Annotated in this window: 1 protein-coding gene; it reads left to right on the forward strand. The window is 52.4% G+C overall.

The window, feature by feature from the left end; all coding sequences use genetic code 11:
• Positions 1-668, forward strand: a 668-nt coding sequence (gene nrdD / locus ACTHUM_RS16375) for an anaerobic ribonucleoside-triphosphate reductase (RefSeq protein ID WP_440403476.1), incomplete at its 5' end; no start/stop codon positions are given.
• Positions 669-750: the final 82 nt, after the last annotated feature.

Here is a 750-nt window from a genome sequence, read left to right on the forward strand (position 1 = left end):
TTTATGATGCAGGCTTCATTACGTTGGACAAACAGTTCCTCACCATCGGCATCAACGGCATGGCGGAAGCCGCCGAATCGCAAGGCATCAAAGTCGGTTACAACGACGACTACATTAACTTTGTCCAAGGTCGTCTGAAAACCATATTCGAAGCCAACCAAGCCGCCAGCAAACACTACGGCGTGAAGTTCAACACCGAGTTTGTCCCCGCCGAAAACCTCGGCGTAAAAAACGCCAAATGGGACAAAGCCGACGGCTACCAAGTCAGCCGCGAATGCTACAACTCCTATTTCTACGTCGTCGAAGACGAAGAAATCAACGCGCTCGACAAATTCCTGCTGCACGGTAAAGAACTGGTGGACTGGCTCGACGGCGGCTCCGCGCTGCACCTAAACCTCGACGAAGCCCTGCCCGAATCCGGCTACCGCTCGCTGCTGGACATCGCCGCACAAACCGGCTGCAACTACTTCTGCGTGAACGTGCGCATCACCATCTGCAACGAATGCGGCCACATCGACAAACGCACCCTGCACGCCTGTTCTGCTTGCGGCAGCCACGATATTGACTACGGCACTCGAGTGATCGGTTATCTGAAGCGCGTATCCGCCTTCTCAAGCGGTCGTCGCAAAGAGCACGCACTCAGACATTATCACCGTAAAGCGGCGTAATCATTGAAAAAAGGATTACTTAAAAAAGCAAAGGCCGTCTGAAATTTCAGACGGCCTTTAGTATTAGTATGTTTAGATAGAC

The organism is Neisseria sp. P0021.S006 (genome assembly GCF_051956895.1).